This is a genomic window from Macrococcus brunensis (assembly GCF_004359615.1).
Taxonomy (GTDB): domain Bacteria; phylum Bacillota; class Bacilli; order Staphylococcales; family Staphylococcaceae; genus Macrococcus; species Macrococcus brunensis.
The window spans coordinates 1-6,752 of sequence record NZ_SCWA01000031.1; the positions used below are offsets into that span (position 1 = coordinate 1).

Annotated in this window: 4 protein-coding genes; all 4 read left to right on the plus strand. The window is 41.6% G+C overall.

What is annotated here, in order from left to right; genetic code table 11:
* Positions 1–258: 258 nt before the first annotated feature.
* The 4 genes from ERX27_RS10895 (at position 259) to pheT (ending at position 6,077) form a co-directional block, all read left to right on the plus strand.
* Entirely contained in the window at positions 259–477 is a 219-nt protein-coding gene (locus ERX27_RS10895) for a hypothetical protein (RefSeq protein WP_133432837.1), read from the plus strand.
* Positions 478–578: 101 nt separating this feature from the next.
* Positions 579–2,093 carry a hypothetical protein gene (locus ERX27_RS10900; protein ID WP_133432838.1) on the plus strand — a complete coding sequence of 505 codons (1,515 nt, stop codon included), beginning with the start codon at positions 579–581 and terminating at the stop codon, positions 2,091–2,093.
* 533 nt (positions 2,094–2,626) lie between these two features.
* A complete protein-coding gene (pheS, locus tag ERX27_RS10905) occupies positions 2,627–3,697 on the plus strand; it encodes a phenylalanine--tRNA ligase subunit alpha (RefSeq protein WP_133432839.1) in 1,071 nt (356 codons plus the stop codon).
* A complete protein-coding gene (gene pheT / locus ERX27_RS10910; protein ID WP_133432840.1) occupies positions 3,684–6,077 on the plus strand; it encodes a phenylalanine--tRNA ligase subunit beta in 2,394 nt (797 codons plus the stop codon). The genes pheS and pheT overlap by 14 nt, the downstream gene beginning before the upstream one ends.
* Positions 6,078–6,752 lie beyond the last annotated feature (675 nt).

Genomic DNA, 6,752 nt, shown 5'->3' on the forward strand with positions numbered 1-6,752 from the left:
ACACATTTCCATTTAACTTCACTTGAATAAGCAATTCTCTGCATAATAAAACACTCCTATCAAATTCATTTTATATGAATTCAACAAGAGTGTTTTTTATTCTGTCCCATTAATTGGGGTCAGTCCGTCATTATGATAGTCTTTTTATATATGCCTGTTCTCTTCAGCAATGAGAAATTTGTGAAGCAGAAAAAATATGAGTGGCTGAGAAATGAATATTGAAGCTTTACATAACTAAAATTTACAAGGAGAGTTAACATGAAGGAAAACAGCTTATGTTCTAAATGCGGTGATAATGATATTTTATTGATACCAGGCAATGCAGGAGCGTATGGCTCAGGCAATAATATACAAGTAGGGCTTACAAATCTATCAGCCATATTAGTAGATCGATATGTCTGCTGTAACTGTGGTTATACTGAAGAGTGGATTAAGTTGGAAGATATTCCTAAACTGAAAAAGAAATTTAGAAGATGAAAACCACGTAAACTTCAAATAATATCTTTTTATTATTCTTGTATTATCTTGAATCAAAAGCTTACAATAGTCATTAAAGAAACTCAACTAAGGGTGATTTGATGACTGTTCTAGAAAATCTAAATGCTTTCTCCAACAAAAAATTAATCGAGCTTTGCATGTATTTTGGAATCAAGACGAGTGCAAATAAAGCAGATATGATTCATAGCTTAAAGTCTCGTTTGTTTAATCCTAAAGATTTTAAAGAAATATCTAAGCAATTGACAGATAATGAGCATAACATGCTGCGTTATTTTGCTGAAGGCCAGGTATCATATTGTCATACTTCTGATGATACTGCTTTTGCGTTTCCGGTTCTGACTCGTTTTGGCTATTTACCTTATAGTCCGGAAGGCATTGAAGTACAGGTGCCAAATGAACTGATTAACCTTTATATTAAAGTTGAATTAAATGGCGCTTATCCATTGATTAAAGATGATTCACTTGATTATGAGATTGATGAAATCAGACGTCAATTTCGAGAGGCACTGGAAAGAAGAGAAGAGGACTGGATTAAGAAAGAGCTGGATAAACAGATTCGTGCTTTTAAGAAGGATACACTTTATGACTGCCTTGTTGACTATCCAAATGATGTCCTAAAGGATATCTGCCGTTTTTACAAGATTAAAGGTTTCTCTTCTAAAAATAAGTCGCAGCTCGCTATGTTAATCTGCAATCGCTTTTTTGAGGATTTCACTATGCTTGAAGAGATGGTCGAGCATATGCCGCTTGACACCATTGAAATTGTTGAGATGATGGTGCGTCTTGACCGGATGCATACAATGGATCGTCCTGAGCTTGACCCGATGATTTTCTTCTATTATTTAAGTGATTCTGAATTATTTGTTTCAACTAAAGATGTAAGGGCACATTTCAGAGCCTATCTGAAGAAAAATGAACTGCATCCGGTAGTAACGAAAAAGTTATTCTATCGGCGTCTGCTGCACTTTTATGGTGCTGTCGACTATGAGCATCTCCATAAGATGGCACAGAAGCTGCTGGATGAAAACATTACGCTCGCTCGGGTCAAACGAGATATCAAATCGTTGTTCTCTCATGATGAAGTGATTTTCAGCAGTAAAGGTATTAAACACAGTAACTGGGAAGCAGTCGATGTAGATGAACTGGAACGACCTCCATACTACGAGCCGACACTAAAGGAACTTGAGCCGTTTTTAGAAAAAGGCTATATCAATAAAACTCATCTGCGCAAAGTTCTGAAGAAGCATGCACGTCACGCACATCAATTTGAGATAGAAACGCTGGACCGGGAAATCCGTAAAGGTATTCGTGTCTGTCTAAGTATTGAAGATGTGCTTAATTTTATCGCAGGTTTAATTGATGAAGGTCTGTTTGAGGAAGAACTGATGACAGATATAGGTCCTGAAATAGTTGAATTGATGAAAGAAGCGCGTTTCTGGGCGACAGCCGGTAATCAGATACCTCAGTCATCTCTACAAAGTCAACAGCGTCAGAAGGCTCGTACACCACGAAAAGGACAGGTTATGAAAAAGTCGAAGAAGCGGAAGAAGAATACAAATGTTGCACGAGTGGTCCGTCTGGATGAATATAGATAACAAAAATGAATAATTACAATTTGTGCTTTTCAAAATGATGGTTAATAACTACTCTATTAAGTATTGAACTTATCAAAAGTTGCCCCCTCACCTGTGGAAGTAGTGAGGGGTTTTGTGCATAAATATTGTCGAGTATTCTTCATTTATACGACAAAAACTGCATAAACTTCAAGAAAATGTCGTGTATTTCATATTTACACGACACTTTTCTTATTTCTAATCTGCTAATTACTTTGAACACACTTGCTTGTCCTCTCTTTTTTTCATATAATGAAGAGGAATTTAATAACCGACCGATAAAAGGACGGGATGCATGGCTGCTGTAGTAGAGAGTGACCGATTGTGGTGAAATGGTCACCGGCGGTATGTGTCTTTTCATCTTTTTGGTTGCTTAATAAGAAGTTAAGCCGGCTCTGCCCGTTACGCATGAATGAAGTGTATGCTTAGGCATAAATTTGGGTGGTACCGCGGAAGTCTTTCGTCCCTTGTAGGACGCGAGGCTATTTTTTTATCTATTTTTTAGGAGGATTATGATGGAGCTTAAACATAAGTTAAGTGCGCTGCAGTCTGAAGCACTGACGAAAATAAATGATGCGAGTGATGCGCAAAGTCTGCAGCAGGTGAAGGTGGAGTATCTCGGTAAGAAGGGAATTATCACGGGTTTGATGAAGGAGATGAAATCTCTGCCGAACGAGGAGAAGCCGATGTTCGGTCAGCTCGTCAATGAGGCGCGTCAGGCTGTTGAAGCGGCGATGACGGAAAAAGATTCTGAGTTAAAAGAGAAAGCGATCAATGACAAACTGGCGAATGAAACGATTGATATCTCATTGCCAGGCCGCACGTTCAATGTCGGGAGTGCACACCCTTTAACGAAGATTGTCGAAGAGCTTGAAGATTTATTCATCGGTCTTGGTTACGAGGTCGTTGAAGGTTACGAAGTTGAGACGGATTACTATAACTTTGAAGCATTGAATTTACCGAAGTCTCACCCGGCACGCGACATGCAAGACAGCTTCTATATCACTGAGGAGCTGCTGATGCGTACGCATACGTCTCCGGTGCAGGCCCGTACGCTTGAAAGCCGTAAAGGTCAGGGTCCTGTTAAAATTATTTGTCCTGGTAAAGTTTATCGACGTGACTCAGATGATGCGACACATAGTCATCAGTTCACACAGATTGAAGGCTTAGTTGTGGATGAAAACATCAAAATGAGTGACTTAAAAGGAACACTGGAACTATTCGCGAAGAAAATGTTCGGTGCTGAGCGTGAGATTCGTCTGCGCCCAAGCTTCTTCCCGTTCACAGAACCATCTGTTGAGGTGGATATTTCATGTTTCAAATGTTGCGGTACAGGCTGTAATGTCTGCAAAGGTACAGGCTGGATAGAGATTCTTGGTGCAGGGATGGTTCACCCGAATGTCCTTGAGATGGCTGGATTCGATTCAACTAAATATTCAGGATTCGCGTTTGGTATGGGGCCGGACCGTATTGCCATGCTGAAGTATGGTATTGAAGATATCCGTCACTTCTATACGGATGATCTCAGGTTCCTTGAACAGTTCAAAGCAGTAGAAGATGGAGGTAGTGAACATGTTAGTCAGTAAAGAATGGCTGAATGAATTTATCCGTGTCAATGTGCCAGTAGAAGAACTGGCGGAGAAAATTACGCGAAGCGGGATAGAAGTAGAAGATATTACAGATTACAGCAAGGATATTAAGAACTTAGTCGTCGGACATGTTCTGACGAAAGAGAAGCATCCGGATGCTGATAAACTGAATGTAACAACAGTCGACGTCGGTGACGAAACACTGCAGATTGTCTGCGGTGCACCGAATGTAGACGCTGGTCAGTATGTCATCGTCTGCAGACCGGGCGGTCGTCTGCCCGGCGGCGTCAAGATCAAACGTGCGAAGTTACGCGGCGTGGAATCAAATGGAATGATCTGCTCTCTAGGCGAGCTCGGTATTGCAAAGAACCTGATACCTGCGCAGTATGAGACAGGTATATTCAATTTCCCGGAAGAAGTGACACCAGGAACGGATGCGTTAGAAGCATTGTTCTTAGCAGATGGCGTGATGGAGTTCGGTCTGACACCGAACCGTGCAGATGCGATGAGTATGCTCGGTTCTGCTTATGAAGTCAGCGCCTTATATGAAGAAGAAATCAAATTCCCTGAAGCGGATTTGAATGAATCAGGAAAAGCTGCTGATTATATCTCAATCAAGATCGAAGATAATGAAGCTTCACCGTATTATGCAGCTCGAGTGGTTCAGAACGTTGAAATCAAACCATCTCCAACCTGGATGCAGATGCGTTTGATTAAAGCGGGCGTCCGTCCGATCAATAATGTCGTTGATGTCTCGAATTATGTCATGATGGAACTCGGTCAGCCGCTGCATATGTTTGATGCTGACAAAATCGGTTCACAGGAAATCGTTGTCCGTTATGCGAATGACGGCGAGAAAATGACGACACTTGACGATCAGGAACGCGAACTTTCTACTGATGATATCGTCATCACAAATGGTACAGCTCCGATTGCCTTAGCTGGTGTCATGGGCGGCGATTTCTCTGAAGTGACTGAGAACACGACAAATGTCGTCATTGAATCAGCACTGTTCAATCCCGTGAATGTCCGTAAAACATCACGTCAGACAGGACTTCGTTCTGAAGCATCCAGCCGTTTTGAAAAAGGCGTGGCCCCAGAACGTGTGAATATGGCGCTCGACCGTGCAGCATTCCTCCTTCAGGAACATGCTGAAGGTAACATTCTTGCAGGTATTGTGGCTGCGGGAGAACTGCCTGAACTTGAAACAACGGTGCAGATTACAACAGATGAAGTCAATAACTTGATTGGTTTTGATCTCTCTAATACTGAGATTAAAAATATCTTTGAACGTCTCGGTTTTGATAGCCAGGTGGACGGTGATGCGTTTAATGTTCATGTACCGTCTAGACGTGGTGATATCACCATCAAGGAAGACCTGATTGAAGAAATTGCGCGTATATATGGTTATGATGAACTGCCGTCGACACTCCCAGTAACGAATACAAATAAGCGTGTCGGTCTGACTGCTTATCAGTCAAAACGCCGCGCAGTAAAATCACTTCTTGAAGGACTGGGCCTGAATCAGGCGATTACTTATGCCCTTGTATCAGAAGAAAAAGCACAGCAGTTCACGAAACAGACAGAAGAGACAGTCAAACTGATGATGCCGATGAGTGCAGATCACGCAGTGCTGCGTCAGAGTCTCCTGCCACACTTGATTGATGCCGTTCAGTACAATAATGCACGTCAGATGAAAGACGTCGCATTATATGAGATCGGTAACGTCTTCCATGGCCGCGGTACGAATCAGCCGGTAGAAGTCGAACAGCTCGCTGGTATTATTACCGGTCAGTTCAGTGCAACAGAATGGCAGGGCAAAGTAGAACCCGTTGATTTCTTCGTGGTTAAAGGTATTGTTGAAGCATTAAGTGAGAAACTCAGCGTTCAGTTCGCATACGAACGCGCTGAACTCGCCGAGCTGCATCCAGGACGCAGCGCGCACGTGCTCTTAAACGGTGAAGTTGTCGGTGTCATCGGCCAGCTGCATCCGCTTGTGGAACGCGCACATGACTTAAAAGACACTTACGTCTTCGAACTGAATTTACAACGCATTCTGGAAGAAACAAGCGCTGTGAAATATCATATGATTCCTAAGTTCCCGGGCATCTCTCGTGATATCGCACTTGAAGTGGACCGCACGCGTGCGACTGGGGAACTCATCGATATCATCATGCAGACAGATAATAAATATCTGCAGCAGGCGACGGTCTTTGATGTTTATGAAGGGGAGCATATCGCAGAAGATAAGAAATCTGTCGCTATCCGTATGGAATTCCTGAATCCGGATGATACATTGAAAGATGAAGATATCCAACCGATTGTCGATAAAGTCCTTGAAAACTTGACATCAGCAGGCGCTAAACTGCGCGGTTAAAAAGGAATTTTTTATAATTGAAGTGGGAGTTACCAGCGATAAACGTGGAATATCACCAGTAACTCACTAAAATTCTTAAGATTAAGCAAGTTACCAGCGATAAACAGACTTTATCGCTGGTAACGTTTTGGAAACGAGAAGACTGCATGCCTTTTAAGGCATGCAGTCTTTTTTCATCTAAAATCGATCCTACCTTAACGTTACCTTAAAAATGTCAAAAATGACTATGCAAAAGATGGTAAACAGTATTTAATTGGAAGTGTAAGCGATTAACAAAGGGAGAGGGAAAATATGAAAAAATTAGCCGTTAGCACGATTGCCGTCGTTTCTCTTTTAGCGGTGTAGCCATCAGCAAATGCAGCAGTCAGTGAGAAAGCATTACCTGATTTAACAAATAAGACGACCATCAGCTAGATCAAAGCCGGTACCTATTCTTTTAAAGGTATTAACTTCAATTCAACACGCCTGGATGTCATCAAAAAACTGGGTAAGCCTCAAAACGAATCCTTTGGACGCAGTATATACGGTTCTAACTTTGATAGTTCATATCACTAGTGTTGCATAAATAAATACAGAATTTTCTGAACTTTTATTTTCTACGAAAATTTAAAAATTGAAAACACCTAAACAGAGGTAGCGATCATCCATTTTTTTACTGATGTAATTACGTAATAA

What these genes read in the sequence shown, in the direction of transcription:
- ERX27_RS10895 (WP_133432837.1), top strand. Translation starts at nt 259, where the DNA reads ATGAAGGAAAACAGCTTATGTTCTAAATGCGGTGATAATGATATTTTA.
- ERX27_RS10900 (WP_133432838.1), top strand. Translation starts at nt 579, where the DNA reads ATGACTGTTCTAGAAAATCTAAATGCTTTCTCCAACAAAAAATTAATC.
- pheS (WP_133432839.1), top strand. Translation starts at nt 2,627, where the DNA reads ATGGAGCTTAAACATAAGTTAAGTGCGCTGCAGTCTGAAGCACTGACG.
- pheT (WP_133432840.1), top strand. Translation starts at nt 3,684, where the DNA reads ATGTTAGTCAGTAAAGAATGGCTGAATGAATTTATCCGTGTCAATGTG.